Here is a 21,254-nt window from a genome sequence, read left to right as displayed (position 1 = left end):
AAGAGTTTAACAGTTTTCTTAATGTAAATAAAATAGTTTTTTATAGTTATTCATTTAACTCCCTAATACTTTAGGTTAGTAAATATTTTAAAAACAAGTAGAAGTTATATATGGTCTGGAATAAACAAAATAATTCTTATATATTTAACTAACTAAAAAATATTTAATATTAACCAATTCTAAAAAAAATAAAGAAACTAAACTGTATCTAAAATAGATGTAAATAAAGTTATCATTAACTTCAATAGATAATCCCATTTGAATTAAAAATTAATTATTAGTTAAGTTTTTAATTTTTATTAACTTTAATTTAATTATTTTTTAAACCCTAAAAAATAATTAAAATTGCTTTATATTTTCTGACACAATAAGTTTAAAATACTCACTTACAGAGAAATTATTTCCTCTTTTATAAAATCAATCTATAAATTAAAAGTCAATAAGACTCCAGACTGATAGGGGGAATATAAAGCAAGTAGGCTAATTTCTTTAGTAAGTAGTTTTATATTTATTCCGTAATCAAAAATAGCCTACAATTCATCTTAAGTCGGTATTACTGTAAAGTGTTTGAATCACTGTATTATCTACACTTAAAATTTAACCTATAAAATTAATATCTTGTTTAACTTCATTTAATAAATGAACAGACTCATAACTTAACCCTTAGTCAGAAATAGTTTATGCTTTCATGAGACACATAATCAAACATTTCGGACAGACGATTACAGACCAGATATTGGTTTTAGGAAGTAAAATACCAGTTACATAACTCTAAATGACACTTGTCTGTTAATTTTTTTCTAAAAGTTATGAGATCTGTATCTTGTCTTGACGTTCTACTCCATCCTAACAATTTTACACTCTCAATTTTCGGTAATTGCTTTATGTTCTGTTTTCAGATATCTCATATGTAAGTTTATATGTCAATACATAACTCCTAAAAATCTTAAAACAATTGCCTTAAGAAAAACGATAAATAGTCAGATATCGATAAACAAAATGCTTTATATTAAGAAGGGTAACTAAAAAACCGAAAACTGTTGTTATTACAATGTAGCTTGATTTATGTTCAACTTTAATAGTGTGTGACTACTTGCTCTCGTACCATTATGTATATTCTCCTTCTTGATTTCATTGTTAATTAACAATTTCAACAATCAATAATTCTAATGAGAAAGCTTTATTTTTTAGTTCCAGGGACGGGTGGTAAATTTGCTTGTGGTGGACTATGGGCTGAATTAAAAACCTTTAACCTAGCGCAGCAAATCTGTAAATCACAATTGGTTACCTATCGTCAACGAGAACCAGAAACATTATTTCTTGATGATATTTTTCCAGCAAAATCACTTGAAAATGTCATATTTGTAATAAGTTGGGGTTTTGATGTTCCTAGTTTAGCGGACAAATTAAAGAATTACCATATCGTTTATCATGCTCATAGTGCAGGGTATAATTTCATATTACCTCCAAGTGTTCCCATCATAACAGTTAGTCGAAATACAATGGGTTATTGGGGACAAAAAGCTCCTAATTCTCTGATTTATTATTTACCTAATCAAATTTCTAATGAGTTTACTAACTTGCATATTGAACGGGATATTGATGTTTTAGTTCAAGCTAGAAAATCCTCGGAATATCTAATTAAACAGTTAGTTCCTGAGTTAAAAAAACATTGCAAAGTTTTTGTTGTTGATTCATATGTTAAAGATTTGAGTCAATTGTTTAATCGAACAAAAGTATATCTTTACGATTCGGCAGAATATTGGGCACAACAAGGGATAAGTGAAGGGTTTGGATTACAGCCAATGGAAGCCTTAGCTTGTGGTTGTCAGGTATTTTCGAGTGTTAATGGTGGATTATCCGATTATTTAGATCCTGGTTTCAATTGTTATAAAATTGCAGGATATTCAACGATTTATGATGTGCAAAGAATCTTAAAGACCATTAATTCTTCAAATAAGATGATTCTGTTAGAACAGGTATTATCTGAGTATCGAGCAGACAATATTATTAAGCGCTTAGAATTAATTTTAGAGGATATCAATTTATTTTTTGACAGCAAGCCTCAGTATAGTAATGATATTCAGACGTTAACTAAGTTAAAATTTACTAAATTATTTTTTAAAAAAGTTTGGGAGAAGATAAGAAAAGTGTGTAATAGTTTATTTTTATAACAATTAATGTTACAATTATGTCTTTCTGTTGTTGGAATAATTAAAATTGTATTTTATACTATCTTTGCATAAAATGCGATAATAGTCACTTATATTACCATACTAATTATTGTTATTATTGTTGACAAATTAATTCTTGTAAGTTTAAGTTCGATTTCATGACTGCCACTTATCCAGGTCAATATTTTTTATATTTTACTTTTTTATATAGATTAACTTTGGTTATTTTTATCACTTCAAGGCTCTAATACTCTTTAGACTAAAAAATATATTAATATAGAGTATAAATATAAATAAAAACGTCTAAACAATTTATATTTACTATATATACATTTAGCAATTATTTAGAGAAAAGGCACAAGGCTTAGTGTTTGACTGTATGAAATACACTACAACAATTCAAATTTCTTTAAATACTAAACCTAAATTATTGAACTTAGAACTATAGCTTTCTGGAAAATCTAGCTAGTAACTGTAAGAAAAATTTTTCATAATTACTATAGAATAGTTATTTAATAATCAAGCTTAAAAAGGATATTATCATAACATACAAAACTATAGAATTTATTTGTTATATCTTGATTTGAATTCATTTGAATAAATTTAAAGTAACGGTGATAAGATAAGCCATCCTTTAAAAAAATTGCCCTGCATTATAGCTGAAATACCGTATAATATTTGGAATTCTTCGGTATTAGGTTTAAGTCCGAGAGCAGATCTTAACGAAGTTTCTGCAGCCTTTGGTTGCCAATTATAGAGATAAACAAACGCCAGATAGGCATGGTGATAGGGGTTATTGGGAGCAAGTTTAATTAGTTGTCTTAAAGCAGTGATCGCACCTTTAGGATTTTCTTGTAAAACACGGGATAATACTAACCCATAAGTCCAGTCTAGTTCATATTTTCCTGGGTGATGATTTAAGCGATAAGTTAATGATTCTTCTGCTTGTTTAAGATAATCTTGAATTGGGTCATATTGGTTAATCCGATCAACTTGATCAAAAATAGGGTCAAGTCCCTCTATTCCTTGAGCTAAATTTAAGGAAAGTTGTCTTAATCTTGTGACTAAATCTAATGGAAATGAAGAGATAGGAGAAGCATTATTATCGATGGTGATATTAACATCAGAGACAACGATCGGATAAGTTTCTCCAGTATTACGATTGAGATATATTCCTGTCAACTGATAATCTCCTGAAGGCAAATCTTTAGGAACCATCATCCCTAAATTTTCAATAACTTTAAAGTTTTGTTCGTCTGGATAATTTCCAGACAACATTCCTCCTCCAATTCCATGATCATGTATCCAAAGCTTAGTTGATTTTTTTGTTTGTTTTTCTTTTTCTTCTATAAGTTCCCAGTTTAATAAAAGTAAACCTGATTTTAATTCTTTCCAAGATCCTGACCATTCATAAGTAATAGGAATAGGAAACCCTGAAGGAATCCTTTGGGGGATTTTAACTCTATCTAAATTAACTTTATTAGATATATTTGAGTTCTTTTTGACGATTACAGATGGGAGTTTACGATGGTATAAAGTTAAAATATTTTTATCAGATAGATTCCAAGTTTTAACAGTTAAAAAATTTGTATCAGTTTCTAGTTTCTTAGCTAGAGCTAATTGGGGTTTTCTAGCAAATCCATTATCTCCTGTTTTAGTAACAAACCAATCAAAATATTTTTGGTCTTGTTGTATGTCTTCTTCTTTATTTCCTAATTCTCGGCCATGAACTTGAAAATTAGCCACTTGTCCATAATAATTAAGAGTATTATGATTAAAAAAATCTGTATTAACAATAACCCCCAAATTAGATATCTGATAAGGACTTATTTTCTGTACAGTTCTGATGAGTTCAGTATTAGGAATATCTCTATTAAGATAGGGACGGAATAATCCTCCTGAACTTAACGTTAAAGTAAGTTTATCCGTCCCAGGAATAGGAAACAAATTTGTACACATAACCACGAATACAAGTCCTAAAGTTGTCCATCTAACAGGTTCCCATTTTCCTCTCCACTGAACTAACCCGTAAGCTAAAAATATCGCTAAAATTGGTAGATAAGACATAATATAGCGAGTATCTTTGTTAAAAAGAGCTGAACAAATTAAATATGAACCGATAAAATAAATCGCTAACCAGATAATTCCTTGTCTTAGTTTATTTATTTCTATTTCTTGTTTACTTTTAGGAAATTTTCCTAATCCATTTAATATTAAACCAACTAAAGGAACCACTAGTAATATCCAAGTGACTGCCGAAGGTAAATCTTGCCAATAATAAGTCCAGGCTGCTAGGGTGTTAAGAGGAGGATCTCCTTCATAAGAGGCAGGAATTGTATTAGAATTACGAATTGTGCTAAATAAATAAATCCAATTGGTTCGATACCAGGGAAACCAAATAATACTAGATATGATAAAACTAATCATCAATTGTAATATTCTTTCCCACTTACATTTAAAGATGTAGCTTGTTACTAGCCATAGTAAAGGAGTAAACAAGAAAAACATGACACTTTGTTTTGTCAATAATGCAAATCCCCAACAGATTCCAAAGATAACTGTCCATAGCCATTGTTTATAAGAAATTTTCTGGAGTTTCCAAAAAGTTAAACAACAAAAAGACAGAACTGTCAATGTCATTAATGGAGTATCAATCAAAAATTGTAAACGACTTTGATATAATCTAGGAAATAACATCGATAAACCGGCTCCCCACAAGCCGATTTGATGATTAAATAGAATTTTACCTAATGTATAAACTGCAAAAATCAAGATGCTGTTATAAAGTAAATTAGTGATTAATGCAGTATCATTACCAACTCCAAAAACCTTTTGAAATAAAGCAGCAATAATATAGGTTAACGGAGGATATTTTGATGATATCATCCAAAAATTTCGCCACCATTCACCATCAAAAAAGTGTGGAGATTCCAATGCGTAGAGATATTGGAGAGACTTAGTTAAATGATTACTTTGATCCCAAGGGGGAATAGAATGATCTAAAATTAGCCAGATATGATCACTCAGACTACTGATCAACCAAATTAGTCCTAGTATCATCCATTCTTGAGTGGGGCTTAGGAATAGTTTTTTGATGTTCATCTTGATGAGACTAATTGGAGAAGTGATATGATTACTGATGTACTATAACATTATAGCTAGTTCTGAAATTTTGCTTATTTACTCAAATAACATTAAAAAAAATATTTAACAATTTTCTTACTTGAGTGGTATTTCAATAAAGTTGTTTTATTTCTTTTATTAGTTTTTTAACTCCTATTACAGTAATTGCATCAAATAGAAAGTCACTGATAAAATCATTAAGAATTTAATATATAATCAGGTACTCAGATAAATTATCTAAGACAATTCAAAATTTTTAACCTAGCTAATTGTTTGACTTATCTTTATTTGAGACAATAAAATATATCGAATAAGTTTTTCAGTGGTTCAACTTTAAACAGGAACGATCTTATTTAGAAAACTAATTATATATTGATTTAATAACTGAGAAAAATAACTTTTAATAAAGCTGGTTTGATAAATTATTTAAACCTGAATGAAAAAAAATAACCTATTTTATGTAACTTTATAAAAAAAAAATCCATCAACAACTAATATTCTTTATAGCTCTGTATAAATTACTCTGCTTAAAGAAGCTTGAATAATAATGACCAAAAGAAACAATAAATTTAAAATAATAAAAAAAGCTTAAAAGTACATTAATATTATAGTAACTTTTTTTGAATTACCTGATTTAATCTATACTTAGGATCTAGCTTTAAGTAAAAAAAATGCTATTAATAGCGCAACAATATTATTAATTGTAGGTATTTCTATTGAAATGGAGTCTACTAAAAAATCAAAATTGCGAAAAAGTAAAACAAAATTAAAGTAATTATTACCGATAAATCATAATAACAAAAAAAATAATACTTTATGAGTATATCCTCTAAATGTCTCTTTTGATAAGAGATTAGTTTCTATTTAAAAAAAAATCAAGAAAGGATATTTATTGTTTTTGGAAAGTGTTATTATTTTTAATATGAGTAAAATATACAACAATAATTCTATTAAATTATCTAAGTTTAAAAGAAGATGGTCTAATATAGATAGACGTACACTTTTTAAAAAAAGTTATAACTAGGACTAGCTTAATTAAAATAACATTAGATATCAAGTATTTAGCTATTGTCATGACAATAAACTCTCATCAACCTAACTCTATTTTACTAATTCATGAACTACACGGTACCTTAGCCATATTTAACACTAAGATTGACTATTTTAGCAAAATAGAGTAGTCAATATACTTTTTGAATTTAAAACCCAATAACGGAGATGATCATCTAGAATATTTAGCCCAATAAATAGTAAACTATATTAGTGGTGCTTTTAGCCCAAAAGTATTTATAGATTTAATTCTATTTAGAATGGGGTAAGTTGTGACACTCTATTATCTCCAATACTTTGTAAAAGTCAAGCAAGTTTAACATCTTAATACTTCTGCATCTAAAATAATGAAACATTAAGCGTCAGCATCTTAGCAAGTTCAGGGATTGAACCAGTATATCCTAATAGTGAATTTCTAACTCAGTTAAATCACAATATCCCAAAAAGTTTAGAAAGAATCAATGTTACAATCACATAGGCTCCCGATTACCTAATGATCTGACTGCCACATAGCCTAACAGTTCTAAAATTAATCTAGGTAATGAAGTCCAAATACCAGTTTTGGTTCATGAATAAATGGTTAAAGATATGAAAACTTTAGCAACAATTTATCAAGCCTTATCTAAGCCCGTTAACAGTCGTATAAAATAGATTAGTAAAATAAACTTATGGATTCAATTCAAGCATCTGAAATAGAATATGTTGATGTCGTTGTTGTTGGAGGTGGTATTGCTGGAATTGCTATAACTGAATTTCTCTCTCGTCATAGTAATTTAACTATTAAAGTTTTAGAAAAATCTCTTAAATTAGGTAACTTAGCATCGGGTAAATTAGAAGGATGGTTTCATACAGGGGCTTTATATTCTGGTCAAGACGATGCCCAAACTTTTATTAATTGTGTCAATGGAGTAGAAGATATAATCAATTTTTATAGTCCCTATTTTTCGGAAAACTGTAATATTAATTTAACTGAGAAATCTTCTAATTTTTACAGTCCAACTATTATCCCTAATTCCCAAGGATGGTTTAATGCTCAACCAGTACATATTATTCACCCTCAAGCTGATGCACCAGAAATCAGTTCATCTCGTTTGAAAAGTGATACAGTACAGATTAATATTCAACTAAATAGAGTTTTAGGTCGGTTAGAGATTGCCTATGGAAAACAACATAATTGGAAAAATAATAATAGTTGTATTGCTCCCAGTTACGCCCAAGTAGAAAATCACGAAGGAATCTCTTGTTCTTTGCGTCAATCAAATAAAACTATTCATAATCTTTGTTCTCACTTTGATGATTCTTATGGAATAAAGCCCTCTAATTATGAAGTTCTCCACACTCTGGATTGTTCGATGAACACAAGTAGAATTCTCAAAGATTTAGTAGCAAGTTGTCTAAATCAGGGAGTAGCGTTTGAAATGGGGGTTACCATCGATAGACTTTTAATGGATCGCTACGGTCCGATTCGTTTGAAAAGTTTGATTTGTAAAACTAAACAAGGACTATCTAAACGACTGAAGGCTAAGTTGTTTATTTTTACAGTTGGGGAAGAATTTGAATCTTTTTTAGCCGACTTGCAGATAAGAGCTAGACTAAAGCGAAGTCGAAGTGCCATGGTGGTAGCCTATCCAGCTTTAGTGGATAATAATTTTGTCAGAATGTCTACGAAAAATCGCTTTCATTTCAATCATTTTGTTCAGCAAAGGGAAAAGGGTAACCAAAAATTCATCTACTCAATGTTAGCTAATTCAGGTTATATGAGAGATGAAGAACCAGAAGATATTGATATTGAACCTATTCTAGAATTAGCAGAGCGTTATTTTGGTCAAGAAAAACTATATAGTCGTCAGCTTTTTAGTTATGAATGTATGAAAACTGAATTTATTAGTGAAGAAGATCAAAAAAGGCGTTATAGTTATTGGATTGAGTCCAATGCTGAAAGTAATTATTTATGTGTTCTTCCTGGTAAATTCTCTTTTTTTCCCACTGTTGCCTACCAAGCCTATCAGCGTATTAAAACCTTGATTAACTTCGAAGAATCTTCTCCTAAAATAGCGTTTGATTCGACAAATTTGAAAGAGGTAAAGGAACAAGCAGAAACTTTAGTTGCTGATTCTTACCCTTTACAAATTTTTACGGTTAAATAGTAGAAGTCTTAGTCTTTTAATCTTTACTTTCGCTGTAAAAGCTGGAGTTCTAGCGTTCTGTGTCCAAAAGCTTGTACCGGTAAAAACTCTAAGCACCAAGTATCTGGTTTTGAATAGCATCGTAGGATATACAAGAACAGGCTCCTGAGATGGGGTAAACGTCTGCGGAGAGGATTGCCTCAAGGTTAAAGACAAAAGAAGATTTCAATTTAAGCGAAGCTAGTTGAGCCATGAATCTAGAACAGTGACATTTGGAGAATCCACTCACCTCAGGAAGTAGAGTATGTCAACCAAGTTGCCTAAATATGACATGATATGGAATCATAGTAAATTATCATTTAGGAGTCTATAGAAATACCCCAACTGAATTTTTAACGGACTAATTATTGGAAGTATCATTGCTCTCACTGCAGTGGGTTTAACTCTCACTTAGGTAATTTTGCGACTATCTAACTTTGCCCACGTTGATTTTATGACATTGGGGGCTTATTTGACTTGGGTAGCCAAAATTGGCGGGCTTAATTTGTAGGTTTCGATAATTATAGGGTCCGCTGGAACCATTGTTGCTATGATCATCGCGGAATATCTACTGTAAAAACCAATGCGTAATTGCCGCGCGACTTCCACCACTTTGATTGTTATTTCTATTCACTTAGCATTGTTTATTCACAACAGAATTTTAATGCTTTGGGGAGGAACAATCAAAGCTATCAACTTCTTCTTGTTCCTGCTCAAGAGTTTTTAGGAATTAAATTTGAACGATATCGACTAATAGTAATGGGGTTAGTCGTTGTGGCTGTTACAGTTCTTCATTTTCTCTTACAAAAGACTAAACTTGGTAAGGTAATGCGAGCGGTAGCCAATAATATAAACTTAGCAAGGGTATCAGAGATTAATATAGAAAAAGTAGTTCTTTAGACTTTGGTAATTATGGGAGGGATGGACTCTTTGGGAGGAGTCATGTATAGACAATTTTTACTATTAAACCGACTATGGGATGGTTCATAATTTTGCCTATGTTTGCCTCAGTTATTTTAGGAGGAATTGGTGATCCTTATGGGGCTATTCTTGGTGGATTAGTGGTTGGTATTGTTCAAGAATTAAGTGTTAGTATTCCTTAGCTAGGTTCAGAATATAAATGAGGGGTATCTTTATAATTATGATTGTCATTCTCTTAGTTCGTCCCCAAGTACTTTTTTTGAAAAAAAATAATACATTCCCTCAGATAGTTAAGATTACTATCAAAAACATTATAACTCAACTCAATATATAAAACTGGTAGAATTATTAGGTTGATCTTTCAACTTTTAATGATGCTAATGGGTATGTATAGGGAGATTTATAAAAAATAATTAATTGCTTAGACCATCTTAAAAATAATTTGGGAATTGATGAAATTCAGCTATTTTCCATTAATGAAGTCTCTCATAATTTATGATGACTATTATATTCAGTGACTATAGTGATATTTGTCTAGTTTGTGGAACATTTAGAATGTTATAAACATAACACGAAAATTTTCGTTGGTTCAATGATAAATTATAATTATAATCAACGTTCTTAATTTGTTTGATTAAATTAAGGAAAAAATGATTCAAAAAGTGGTTGTTGTTTATGATAATAGCCAGCATTAATATAGAACTTTTTCAAGCAAAAAGGTATATTTCAGTTGAATACTTCTAGTTTTTACAGCAAAATTATATACTAGTGCTATGATTTTTTAAAACATCATAGATGAATATAAATAGTAAATTTTAATCTAAGAAACTTTTTCTGCTTATTATTTTTAATAACGACATTTATCGATATTTATTTCATTGGGTTGAATGTAGTCTATGTAATATTACCATTGCAATTATTAGGGTAGCAGCAACAATTTTAATGAAAATTTACAGCACACTTGTTTTATATATCAAAAAATAAATCATTATAGTCAACCATCTCAATATTTTCCTAGAAAAAGCCAAAGATTACACCATCGACGAAAGTATGGATAATAAATCCCTAAAATCAAGAGATGGGAGACAACCTCTATGCAATAAGTGATTTACCTAACGCAGAGTTTAGCTTTAGCAAATCTGTAGAACCTTGATTACTGGTTAATAAAAATTATCTGGAAGTTAATTTTTAAAAAATTTGAAGCTACAGACTCTGTTATAGATTTTTATCGATATCTGTTGAAACTTAGAGAAAATAGCAAAGCTTTATATTACTGGACTTTAAAAACTTTAATTGATTTTTTTTATAAAAATTTTGTTAACTTTATAAAAACTGGAAAAGAATAGATTTTAGTCATTGTTATTTTTTCTGCATTAATCATATTATATTTTACGATGTGATTGTAAAATACGATAATTGATCCTGATATATACGATTTTCTCTACTCAAAGTAAATCTCTCATAGTTAATTCATTATTCTGATGAAGTTTCCTGGTAGTTGAACCATAATAGATACAAGTTACTGTCAAATCTATTTTTTCGATAAATAAAACTACCCCGATATCATTTATAATCTTGCAACAAGTAATTGTGAGTGTTTCTAAAAAAAAATATCATTTATTAAATTCAGTTAAGTATTTGATACTAAGTGAAAAGACTAAATCTATTACAATTTAGTTTAAAGATAAAATCTACTATAATTATGTACATATATTTACTATTTTTCTTAAAAATTCTATGATTATTAATCAAACTTTTTTTTATATTTTTGATTGTTATATAACAAGTTTAATAGAACCAATTGAATTTATTTAATAAAGTAAAAAAAGAAAAATAGATAAATATTTTATAAACGGTAAATAGCGTCGAATAAAATTGTCAAAAAGATGTTTGAAGATAAATAGAATTTAGCCTATTTATTTAAATAAAATTTTGTTTAAAAGAGTTAATCCCAAAGATATCAATCTAAGCAATACAAATTTAACTCTAATTGCCTAAACATAGGGATGTAAATTAAAATAATTTGTTTTTTTGACCTTTATTTAGAGCTATCGACTTAAACGTAATAAATAATAACAAACAAAGCCTGACAAAATAACAAAGCATACCATCATTTTAAAAATACTATTAATGACTATTTATTATTTACTGTTAAAATTGTGATAAAAACCGCATATCACTACTATAGAAACGGCGAATATCATCAATTTTGTGTAATACCATGGCAAATCTTTCGACTCCTAAACCAGCAGCAAACCCTGTATAAACCTCTGGATCATAACCCACAGATTTGAGTACATTAGGATCAACCATGCCGCATCCCATCACTTCTAACCATTTCCCTTGCCACTGTACATCCACTTCTGCTGAAGGTTCTGTAAAAGGAAAATAACTAGCACGGAATTTAACAGGTAATTCTTTTCCAAACATCTGTTTTAAAAACTCTTTGATAGTACCTTTTAAATTGGTAAAAGTTAACCCTTTGTCTACGGTCAAAATCTCCACTTGATGGAACACTGCTGAATGGGTTGCATCCACCGTATCCCGACGATAAACACATCCAGGAGCCACAATACGGATAGGAGGTTCATGAGTCTCCATGTAGCGAATTTGTACGGGAGAGGTGTGGGTTCGTAACAAACGACCGTCAGCTAAAAAGAATGTATCTTGCATATCCCTCGCAGGATGATCGGAGGGAATATTCAACGCCTCAAAATTATAATAATCCGTTTCTAAATGGGGCCCGGTAGCTACACCGTACCCTAAACCGACAAAAATATCTAACATTCGATCAACAGTGCTATTAAGAGGATGAAGACGACCTAGAGGACGACTGACCCCAGGCATAGTCACATCAAGAGTTTCTACAACAAGTTGAGCTTGAATTTGAGCAACTTGTAGGGTTTGACGTTGTCGGTCAAGATTAGTTTGTAAAGCTTCTTTGACTTCATTAGCCAAGGACCCAACACGGGGACGTTCTTCCTTACTTAATTTACCCATTCCCCGCAAAATTCTGGAAATTTTCCCCTTTTTCCCTAGATAGTTAATGCGAAGTTGTTCGAGATCTTCCAAATCTGTAATGGACGTGATCGCCTCTTGTGCTTCGTCCTGTAGAGTTTGTAATTCCAATTCTAAGGTGTTAGAAGTTGTAGTCATGGGAATAAAGTCAGAAGTTAGCAGTCAGAAGTTAGCAGTCAAAATTCATTTGGGAAATGTTTTGACATCTACACATTAGTGTATCGAAGTTTTGTCCTTACTCTTGTTTCAATCTCACTTAAATCATTATCACACTGAAACCTGATGAGAGGATTATAGTTAAGATAAATGTCTCAATTGTTGTGCTCAAGTTTTACTTTTTGCCTTTCTTTTCTCCTTTTCAAGTTTGATCATGGAATCTTTAAAACTACTGATCTGTAATGATGATGGTATTTTCTCTAAAGGTATTCGCACCTTAGCAAATACTCTATCCCAGGCAGGCCATGAGGTAACGGTGGTTTGTCCTGACCGCGAACGCTCAGCAACTGGTCATGGGTTAACCCTTCACCACCCGATTCGTGCTGAGGTGGTGGAAAACCTTTTTCATCCCCAAGTGGTCGCTTGGTCTTGTTCAGGAACTCCCTCAGACTGCGTTAAATTTGCTCTCAATGCTGTGTTTAAGAGCCTTCCTGATGTGGTGATTTCAGGAATTAATCACGGATCTAACTTAGGTACCGATGTATTGTATTCGGGGACAGTTTCAGCGGCTATGGAGGGAGCGATCGAAGGAATTCCTAGTATTGCTATAAGTTTAGCTAGTTTTTCTTCAAAAGAATTTCAACCGGGAGCTAATTTTGCTTGTACCTTAGTCCAGCAATTAGTTAGTCATCCATTACCGAAAGCAACTCTTTTAAATGTGAATATTCCTCCAGTTTCCCAAGATGTGATCGCCGGTGTTATGATCACCCGTCAAGGGTTACGCCGCTATGTGGAGCAATTTGAACAGCGTATTGATCCTAGGGGAAAAAGCTATTATTGGTTGGCTGGGGAGTTAGTTACTGAAATTGAACAACCTGAACATCTCCATCTTCCATCAGATATTCCTACAGACGTCCAAGGAATTCAACACAATTACATTACCATTACCCCGTTACAGTATAATTTGACAGATATTGAGGGATTTAAGTATCTTTATAAAACTGGCTGGTTGGACACTTATCTAAGTTAATTCTTGTCAATAACTAATGACATTGTGTGATATTCTGATCAACTATCACAGTCCTATTCAAGACCATGTCCTCGTTCCAATTTAGTTCAGAAAACGAGCCAGAAGAAATTGATAGTGTTACCCTAACTGATAACGAGGGTCGCACTTTAGAATGTTATGTAGAAAACGCCCTGGAGGCAGAAGATGGGACTTATATCCTTCTTATGCCCGTCGATATTCCTGTTGTTATTTTGGCCTGGGATGGGCGATCAGAGGAGGAAGACGAAGACACCAATGTTGTTCTTTTAGAAGACAAAGTAGAAATCCAGGAAATTTTTCCTGATGCTAGGGCTGTTTTAGCTGAATTGGATTTAGCTTTAAGTTTTACCGCTTTTACTTTAACGGTTAAAGGAGAATTACCTCCCATTGAAGATGATGGTATTCTGAACCTTGAATTAGATACTGAAGAGCAACCCTTAGACTCAGAAGAACTACAGTTTTTGGCTGGATTCTATCACAAAAATCAAAGATATTCCGTTTATACTCCTCTTGCTCCTTTGTTATTTTTGGCTAAATATGACTTACTTGGACAAATATCTTTAGTCTCTCCTGATGATCAGCAAATGCAGCCTATTTTGGAGGAGTTATTATTTGATGATACGGAATAGTCGATAATATAAGAGTTAATATCCAATAGTCTAACCGATAAGTGTATGAAAGACTGGGATTTTAGTATACCTCCATCTTCTGACTTGGGAGATCATGACGTTCCTTTGGTAGGAAATAATCTCCTCGGACAAAACATTGCCTTATTGATTACTGGTGGAATAGCTGCTATGAAAACCCCTTTGATTGCACGTGCTTTGCGTCGAGAAGGGGCTAGTGTTTCTGCTTTTGTCTCCAAAGAAGCAACTCGATATGTTACTTTAGATGCTCTAGAATGGAGTACTAATAACCCCATTGTTACTAAGTTAACATCAGTGGCTGAACATTTAAGTGATCGCGCTCCCTTTACTGCCTATCTTGTGGCTCCTGCTACCTATAATACTATTAATAAAATGCGTTACGGTATTGCCGATGGGGTGATTACCTCCACCTTAGCATCTGCTTTAGGACGCATGGAACAAGGGAAAACTAAGATTATGATTGTTCCCACTATGCACGGTAGTCTACACAATTCTATTTTAACAGAATCCTTGAAATTCTTATATAATTTAGGGGTAAAAATTATGCCACCCAGACAAGATTATGGTAAGAATAATATCCCTCATGAACAAGATATTGTAGTAGAAGTTTGCCGTCTAATTAATAATTCTCCTCTCAAAAATATCCCTGTCTTAGTTACAGGTGGACCAACACCAGTTCCTATTGATAATATCCGTCGTTTAACTAATCACTTTACGGGACAGTTAGGTGTAATAATTGCTAAGGAATTATACTTGAAAGGGGCAGATATAAATCTAATTCATGGAGAAAGCTCTTACACCCCCCCTGATTATTTACCATATCAAATTATCAAAACTTATCAAGATTATTTAGAATTAGTGATAAAAAAATTAAGCAACAAAAACTATGTTTTTGGAATTTTTTCTGCAGCAGTTGCTGACTATCAACCGAAGAAAACTATATTTGGCAAAATTACTAGTGGAGAAAAGTTAAAAAGTATTAAGCTGATTCCGACCATTAAAGTGATTGAAGAAGTTAGACAAAAGTTTCCTGATCTCTATATGGTGACATTTAAATATCAAGAACAAGTGAGCCATGAAGCTTTAATAGAACTTGCTAGTGCTAGAATCAAAAAAGGGTATCAGGTTGTGGTTGCTAACCGAGGAGAAGAAATGAGAAGTAAACAGGGACATATTGCTTATTTAGTTACTCAAAATGAGCTGCCTCAAAAGATGATAGGAAAAAGAGAGATAGCCACAAAAATTGTTGAACATTTGGAGAAGATTTGTAAATTAATATAGAAATATAGAAATTTTTACAGAAAAAATTATAGATTGAATAAAAAGGACTAGTCTTTTTTATATCTTGACAAGAAATATCATCTTAGTTTTACTTAAATTAAAGATAGTAAAAAGTACCAACAAGTTACAAAAAAATAGAAATTTATCATTATAATTAAATCGACGAGTTGAACATATTCTTTTAGAGAGTATTTGTTCTGTCATGATGATAGCAAGAACAAACATAAAATAGAGGATTAAGACTAATACTTCCTACCATAAATTTTCACTTACTATTCTCAAATAGGAAGTTATATCTCCCACAATAGACATACATAAATGTTAATAGTAAATTAAGAATTTTTAATTTATTTTATCGAGAAATAAATGTTAATAAAATACAAAAATATCTACCGCAGGTCTGGAATTTTATGACCTATTAACGGCAAAACTTTTTTATATAGAGAATATGAACGACAATTTTTTATATAAGCATCCTGAATATGTAATAATAAAAAATTACAAATATTTAATTCTTAAGTCATGAGTCAAAAAAATAGTATTATTAGTTTTTTAATTTATAAAATTACATGATTTATAAAAAACATTTATTAGTATTAACATTAATACATATTTATGAGTCAAGTGATATTGAATAACTATATGCTTACAGCTCTTTTCATAAATCCGTAAAATCGACGAATATAGCAAAATTAAATGAGAACTCTCTAAATTTGGCTTCCTCTTACTAAGATTAGTTTCAATATTTTCTAGGAAAAAGTGTACATATTACATATTTTCAGTAAGATTGCCTAATTTGTAACTAAATTTTGTTAGTATCAATTTCATTGCTTAGTTCAATAGCCTGCATATGATTTTGATCAATCACAGAATATAAAACTATCATAAAAAGAAGTATTCAAAAAAAACTTCAGTCATTATCAGAAATAGTTTTCCAATACAGATATTGGTCAATTTTTTCTAACCAATCTAAGTCACGTTGGAACTTCAAGGACTCAGCAGTTTTTGGAAATGTTTTAGGTTGTTCTACATTCATTAGGTAGGTTACTTGTAACCATATCTCTAAAGCTGTATTGAGGAGATTTCTATTATTAGTGCAGTTGCTCAGTAAGTTTTCTGACTCGAATCATATAGCTAATGCTCTACTCCATCTTATGTGGTATCTTACGTTAAGTCATAGGTATTAAATAAATTAGGTGTCCGAGCCTCTACGAAATCGGAGATAACTACCTAAAATCAGGAATGATAAGCGTATCACAGATTGCCTGACTCTATCATCCTTTCATCCCACTTCCTACATCAGTGGGAATGATGTATTTTTGCAAAAATACGAATAATAATAAAGCTGGGACAATAGAAATGATTGAACCGGCTGCAATTAACCGCCAGTCGAGATCTAAAGCACTGGCTAACTTAGCAACGCCTAGAGGGAGAGTATAATGTTCAGGGCTATCAAGAATAATTAATGGCCATAAAAAGTCACTCCAAGCCCCAATAAAGACAAAAATAGCCAGAGTAACTAAAGCTGGACGTACCGCAGAAATCATAATATGCCACCAAATGTCGAATTCTGAACAGCCATCAATACGGGCGGCTTCTTCTAATTCTTTGGGAACTCCTTGGAATGCTTGACGTAACAGAAAAATACCAAATGCTGAGGCTAAATTGGGGAATATAATTCCGAGATAAGTGTTGCGAAGTCCTAATTGTACTGTCAGAATATACAAAGGAATCATCACAATTTGAAAGGGAATCATAATAGTGGCTACAATAACTGCAAATAAAAGATCTCGTCCTTTAAAATCTAGTCTAGCGAGGGGATAAGCAGCCAGAGAACAAAATAATAGGTTTAAGCTAACGGTTAAAATAGCAACGACGGTACTGTTAAATAAATAGCGTCCAAAAGGGTAAATTTGCCAAACTGATAGAAAATTATCCCAGGTAGGGTTTTGTGGAAGTAATTGCCAGGAAACGGTAAAAATATCTTCTGTGGGAGATTTGAATGCAGTACTTAATAACCAGAAGAGAGGAAAAAGCATTCCTAGGGCGATGATAGTTAAAAGTAAGTAGCGAATACCAGTTTTGTTTAGATATTTACAATTCACCATTGATAGAAAATTAACGAGTTTTAGTAGCTGTTAGACTTTTTTAGGAATTGGTATCAGGCTGTATAAGCAATATTTTAGCTAAAATGGTGAGTTAGAATTCAGGGTTGTAGTTAGTCTTTTAGCGCTGAAGCGGTAACTGTGAACTTAATGTACAAACTAAGATATTTGGTTCTAAGACTTAAATGGCAACACTGTATTTTTACTTTTTATTATAAATGCTTTACTTTTTTATTAAACTTTTTTTAGAAAAAAGGAGTGTCCATATTGTCCACAATTGTACCGTTACTATCAAATAATGATACTTTAGAAACTCGTCTGAAGGAACTTCCTTCTGAACCAGGGATCTATCTAATGCGTAATGAAGATGGAGATATTCTTTATATTGGAAAGTCAAAAAAACTGCGATCACGGGTTCGTTCCTATTTCCAACAATCCCAATCCCACAGTCCTCGCATTGCTTTGATGCTTCAACAAGTGACCGATATTGAGTTTATTGTCACTGATACAGAAGCTGAAGCATTAGCCTTAGAAGCGAACCTGATCAAACGGCATCAACCATATTTCAATGTTCTACTTAAAGATGATAAGAAATATCCTTACGTTTGCATTACTTGGTCGGAAGAGTATCCCCGTATTTTTATTACCCGTAAACGACGATTAAACAAGGAACGTGATCGCTATTATGGTCCTTATGTAGACACTCATTTGTTACGATATACCCTACGTTTAGTTAAACAAGTTTTTCCCTTACGTCAGCGTCCTAAACCTCTTTTTAAAGATCGTCCTTGTCTTAACTATGAACTTGGAAAATGTCCCGGGGTTTGTCAAGGATTAATTTCTACTGAAGATTACAATAAAATTGTAGAAAAGATAGCGATGATTTTTCAGGGGAGGACGGCAGAATTAATAGCAACTCTTGAACATCAAATGGAAAAAGAAGCAGTTAAATTAAACTTCGAAAAAGCTGCTGCTATTCGAGATCAACTTAAAGCAATAAATACATTGACAGTAGCTCAAAAAGTTTCATTACCTGATGATACTGTATCACGAGACGCTATTGCTTTGTCCAGCGATGCTAAACATTGTTGCATTCAATTATTCCAAATTCGTGCTGGTCGTCTAGTAGGACGGTTAGGTTTTTTTACAGATGCTGATTCAGGAATTCCTGGAGCAATTTTACAACGGGTTTTTGAAGAACATTACTGGCAAGCGGATGGAGTAGAAATTCCTACTGAAATTATTGTTCAATATAAGTTGCCAGAAATGGAGATTTTGGAGAAATGGTTAAGTGAACGTAAGGGAAAAAAAGTATCTATTACTGTTCCTAAACGGCAATTAAAAGCCCAATTAATTGATATGGTAGAACGAAATGCAAACTATGAGTTAAAACGGACTCAACGAACAATAGAACAAAATCTAACGGCGATGGAAGATCTCACACAAGTGTTAGGTTTACCAGAGTTACCAAGACGTATCGAAGGGTATGATATTTCCCATATTCAAGGATCAAATGCGGTTGCTTCTCAAGTGGTTTTTATCGATGGAATTCCTGCTAAACAACATTATCGACATTTTAAAATTAAAAGTCCTACGGTAAAAATTGGTCATTCTGATGATTTTGTTAGTATGGCTGAAGTTATTAATCGCCGCTTTCGTAATTATCAATCTGAGAGTGAAAATCGTCCCAATGTAATTATGATTGATGGAGGAAAAGGTCAACTTTCAGCTGTTGTAGCTGTATTGGAAGAATTAAACCTAATGGAAGAATTCCAGGTGGTAAGTTTAGCTAAACAAAAAGAAGAAATTTTTCTTCCTAGGAAGTCTAAACCATTAATAACTAACTCGGAACAACCTGGGGTTCTTTTATTAAGGAGAGTCCGGGATGAAGCGCACCGTTTTGCTGTTAGTTTTCATCGTCAACAAAGACTAAAAACAAGTCGGCGATCACGATTAGATGAAATTCCAGGGTTAGGATTTGAACGTCAAAAACATCTGTTAGTCTATTTTCATTCTATTGGTTATATTCGGGAAGCGTCTATAGAAGAATTACAACAAGTTTCTGGTATTGGAAAAGCCTTAGCTAAAGAAATTTATAATTATTTTCATCCTCATTAACTTTACTTTTCATACACTGAGCCGTCCCAAGGAAATAAATGCCGTACGCCATAGATATCAACATTTTCTCATTAACAGAGTTCTCCTGTGTCTAAAAAGGGGATGTTTCTATATAGATAAGTATAAAAAATATTCTGTAATTTTTGTGCTGTGCTGGAGTTTATAAATTTTTTTTTATGTTGAGAGATAGAGCTATTGTTCAGTAAGATTAAACCAGTGATTTTATTCTTCAATAGATCATTAGCAATCATTACCACATTCAGGAAAAATTGAATAAGAAGATGATCACTTAAATATTAGTTTTTGGTTTTAACAAAACTCATTAAAGTCTTAAACAATCATCACAATGACTTAGGATGATTTACAATCAACTACTGTGATCAATGATCAAATTAATAACAAAAACGATTATCATGCAAAAATAATACCACAATGACAATCTTAGTAATATAAAGTGTGAGTAGTGACATGATCAAGATCATCAGGTTTGTTAGGCGAAAGCTCAATATTTTTCGTTTCCGACAGTCTTGTCCAATTTTGTTAGCTTTGATGGGGTTTATAACCTGTTTAGGTTTTGAATGGTTAGGACAGTCTCCATTAAAAGCACAACATGTTCCAATAATCACTTCTAGAAATATTTGGCAATATGCCTCATTCCCAGTGGAAAACTTTCAAACATACACCTCTGGATATGGTTATCGTACATCTCCCATTACTGGAGAAACTCAATTTCATCGAGGGTTAGATATGGCTGCCCCCTTGGGTAGTTATGTGCGAAATTGGTGGACAGGTCGAGTGATAAGTTTATCTGACCATACTGCTTGTGGAACTATGATTAAAATTCAATCAGGACAGTGGCAACATATTTACTGCCATTTGATGGGATCAATCGAAGACACTCCTCAGGGACGTTATTTAATAGATCGAGATGGGGGAATTATTATTTGGCAAGGTCAAGAAATTCCAGCAGGGGTAAGAATTGGTCGTGTCGGGATGACTGGCCGAACTACTGGCTCTCATCTACATTGGGGATTAAAACATGGAGATCAATATATTAACCCTGGATTAGTAATTAAGGAGATGTTCCGCTATCAAGTATCTTCTTGAAGTTCACAGTGATAGTTAGGGTTCGTCTGTAATCACAAACAGGTAAAATGCTAATGGAAATGTATCCACTGCTAACTTCTGTTGTTCAAATTCCCATCAGTGTCTGGATTTATGTTTGGAATAGTTTTTTAATTTCTGTTTTTTTTAAAAAAAATTGAATTTATTCTTTTGTATTTTAAATAACCGTTGATCTTTTTAAGATTTACTCTGATCAGTTAAGTTACCATTATGGGTATTTGACTCACGGTTTTTATATTTTTACAGTAGATACTACACACTTACCTATTCAGTTTCTGCTAAAAACAACTTATCTATAACGATAAAAAATATACAGTAGTTAT

At 32.0% G+C, this 21,254-nt stretch carries 12 protein-coding genes and 1 pseudogene; 8 read left to right on the top strand and 5 right to left on the bottom strand.

The window, feature by feature from the left end:
* Positions 1-1,169: 1,169 nt before the first annotated feature.
* Positions 1,170-2,174, top strand: coding sequence for a glycosyltransferase (locus RGRSB_RS09290; protein WP_119260807.1), 1,005 nt, complete (start codon positions 1,170-1,172; stop codon positions 2,172-2,174).
* Positions 2,175-2,777: 603 nt separating this feature from the next.
* On the opposite strand, the gene RGRSB_RS09285 is transcribed toward RGRSB_RS09290, so the two are convergent.
* Positions 2,778-5,276: a phospholipid carrier-dependent glycosyltransferase gene (locus tag RGRSB_RS09285; RefSeq protein ID WP_119260806.1), complete on the bottom strand. Its 2,499-nt coding sequence runs from the start codon at positions 5,274-5,276 to the stop codon at positions 2,778-2,780.
* A 1,739-nt stretch (positions 5,277-7,015) separates the two neighbouring features.
* Between RGRSB_RS09285 and RGRSB_RS09280 the strand changes: the two genes are divergently transcribed.
* Positions 7,016-8,494: an FAD-dependent oxidoreductase gene (locus RGRSB_RS09280; protein ID WP_119260805.1), complete on the top strand. Its 1,479-nt coding sequence runs from the start codon at positions 7,016-7,018 to the stop codon at positions 8,492-8,494.
* 88 nt (positions 8,495-8,582) lie between these two features.
* Here the strand turns inward: RGRSB_RS09280 and RGRSB_RS10250 are convergent, their stop codons facing one another.
* Entirely contained in the window at positions 8,583-8,726 is a 144-nt protein-coding gene (locus RGRSB_RS10250) for a hypothetical protein (RefSeq protein WP_172582093.1), read from the bottom strand.
* A 135-nt stretch (positions 8,727-8,861) separates the two neighbouring features.
* On the opposite strand from RGRSB_RS10250, the pseudogene RGRSB_RS09275 reads away from it, so the two are divergent.
* A pseudogene (locus RGRSB_RS09275) lies at positions 8,862-9,692 on the top strand (branched-chain amino acid ABC transporter permease); the annotation flags it as partial.
* 1,892 nt (positions 9,693-11,584) lie between these two features.
* Here RGRSB_RS09275 and pheS read toward each other — a convergent pair.
* Positions 11,585-12,589 carry a phenylalanine--tRNA ligase subunit alpha gene (gene pheS / locus RGRSB_RS09270; protein WP_119260804.1) on the bottom strand — a complete coding sequence of 335 codons (1,005 nt, stop codon included), beginning with the start codon at positions 12,587-12,589 and terminating at the stop codon, positions 11,585-11,587.
* Between the two features lie 232 nt (positions 12,590-12,821).
* On the opposite strand from pheS, the gene surE reads away from it, so the two are divergent.
* From surE to coaBC, 3 genes are all read left to right on the top strand, one after another.
* Positions 12,822-13,637 (top strand): 5'/3'-nucleotidase SurE, encoded by an 816-nt coding sequence (gene surE, locus RGRSB_RS09265; protein ID WP_119260803.1) that lies wholly within the window; start codon positions 12,822-12,824, stop codon positions 13,635-13,637.
* 65 nt (positions 13,638-13,702) lie between these two features.
* A complete protein-coding gene (locus tag RGRSB_RS09260; protein WP_119260802.1) occupies positions 13,703-14,284 on the top strand; it encodes a DUF3727 domain-containing protein in 582 nt (193 codons plus the stop codon).
* Between the two features lie 45 nt (positions 14,285-14,329).
* Positions 14,330-15,583 carry a bifunctional phosphopantothenoylcysteine decarboxylase/phosphopantothenate--cysteine ligase CoaBC gene (gene coaBC / locus RGRSB_RS09255; RefSeq protein WP_119260801.1) on the top strand — a complete coding sequence of 418 codons (1,254 nt, stop codon included), beginning with the start codon at positions 14,330-14,332 and terminating at the stop codon, positions 15,581-15,583.
* Positions 15,584-16,493: 910 nt separating this feature from the next.
* On the opposite strand, the gene RGRSB_RS10830 is transcribed toward coaBC, so the two are convergent.
* Together RGRSB_RS10830 and RGRSB_RS09250 are read right to left on the bottom strand one after the other, a co-directional pair.
* Complete coding sequence (locus tag RGRSB_RS10830; RefSeq protein ID WP_269460787.1) at positions 16,494-16,619, bottom strand: hypothetical protein; 126 nt, start codon at positions 16,617-16,619, stop codon at positions 16,494-16,496.
* A 238-nt stretch (positions 16,620-16,857) separates the two neighbouring features.
* Complete coding sequence (locus tag RGRSB_RS09250) at positions 16,858-17,691, bottom strand: carbohydrate ABC transporter permease (RefSeq protein ID WP_119260800.1); 834 nt, start codon at positions 17,689-17,691, stop codon at positions 16,858-16,860.
* Between the two features lie 273 nt (positions 17,692-17,964).
* Here RGRSB_RS09250 and uvrC point away from each other — a divergent pair, with 273 nt between their 5' ends.
* On the top strand, positions 17,965-19,806 hold the full coding sequence (gene uvrC, locus RGRSB_RS09245; protein ID WP_172582120.1) for an excinuclease ABC subunit UvrC: 1,842 nt from the start codon (positions 17,965-17,967) through the stop codon (positions 19,804-19,806).
* Between the two features lie 468 nt (positions 19,807-20,274).
* Entirely contained in the window at positions 20,275-20,913 is a 639-nt protein-coding gene (locus RGRSB_RS09240) for a M23 family metallopeptidase (RefSeq protein ID WP_119260798.1), read from the top strand.
* The last annotated feature ends 341 nt before the right edge of the window (positions 20,914-21,254 follow it).

Origin of the sequence: cyanobacterium endosymbiont of Rhopalodia gibberula, assembly GCF_003574135.1 — a bacterium.
Classification (GTDB): Bacteria; Cyanobacteriota; Cyanobacteriia; order Cyanobacteriales; family Microcystaceae; genus Rippkaea.
This window is presented reverse-complemented; position numbering and strand designations above follow the sequence as displayed.

Excerpts from the sequence above, each read along its gene's own strand:
- RGRSB_RS09290 (WP_119260807.1), top strand. The coding sequence starts at position 1,170 with ATGAGAAAGCTTTATTTTTTAGTTCCAGGGACGGGTGGTAAATTTGCT.
- RGRSB_RS09240 (WP_119260798.1), top strand. The coding sequence starts at position 20,275 with ATGATCAAGATCATCAGGTTTGTTAGGCGAAAGCTCAATATTTTTCGT.
- RGRSB_RS09285 (WP_119260806.1), bottom strand. The coding sequence starts at position 5,276 with ATGAACATCAAAAAACTATTCCTAAGCCCCACTCAAGAATGGATGATA.
- RGRSB_RS10250 (WP_172582093.1), bottom strand. The coding sequence starts at position 8,726 with ATGGCTCAACTAGCTTCGCTTAAATTGAAATCTTCTTTTGTCTTTAAC.
- RGRSB_RS09280 (WP_119260805.1), top strand. The coding sequence starts at position 7,016 with ATGGATTCAATTCAAGCATCTGAAATAGAATATGTTGATGTCGTTGTT.
- surE (WP_119260803.1), top strand. The coding sequence starts at position 12,822 with ATGGAATCTTTAAAACTACTGATCTGTAATGATGATGGTATTTTCTCT.
- RGRSB_RS10830 (WP_269460787.1), bottom strand. The coding sequence starts at position 16,619 with ATGAATGTAGAACAACCTAAAACATTTCCAAAAACTGCTGAGTCCTTG.
- coaBC (WP_119260801.1), top strand. The coding sequence starts at position 14,330 with ATGAAAGACTGGGATTTTAGTATACCTCCATCTTCTGACTTGGGAGAT.
- RGRSB_RS09250 (WP_119260800.1), bottom strand. The coding sequence starts at position 17,691 with ATGGTGAATTGTAAATATCTAAACAAAACTGGTATTCGCTACTTACTT.
- pheS (WP_119260804.1), bottom strand. The coding sequence starts at position 12,589 with ATGACTACAACTTCTAACACCTTAGAATTGGAATTACAAACTCTACAG.
- RGRSB_RS09260 (WP_119260802.1), top strand. The coding sequence starts at position 13,703 with ATGTCCTCGTTCCAATTTAGTTCAGAAAACGAGCCAGAAGAAATTGAT.